Here is a 236-nt window from a genome sequence, read left to right as displayed (position 1 = left end):
CGTTGCGGACGTGCTTGCAGGCGGTCCAATCGACAAGAAGTCGCTTCGGGTAAAGACCGCCGAACGGATCATGGCGCAGGATGAGGCGGGGCTCACGCATTTCCGTCTGCCGATGGAGCGCGCTGTGCGTCACGCGGTTTACGGCGAAGACGCGCATCTGTTTGGTCCACGGCGGGAGGGCGTGGTCGGCCATGCGCAGGGGAAAGCTATCGTGCGCTGCGGTATCGAAGGTCTGG

Annotated in this window: 1 pseudogene; it reads left to right on the top strand. The window is 64.0% G+C overall.

Annotated features, from left to right (window positions below):
• Positions 1 to 236: pseudogene (locus R0J92_RS26520) on the top strand (glycosyltransferase family 2 protein); the annotation flags it as partial.

This window comes from Tritonibacter sp. SIMBA_163, assembly GCF_046535935.1.
In the GTDB taxonomy this organism is placed as follows: Bacteria; Pseudomonadota; Alphaproteobacteria; order Rhodobacterales; family Rhodobacteraceae; genus Epibacterium; species Epibacterium scottomollicae.
Note: the sequence above shows the minus strand (reverse complement) of the source record. Positions and strands in the feature narration are given on the sequence as shown.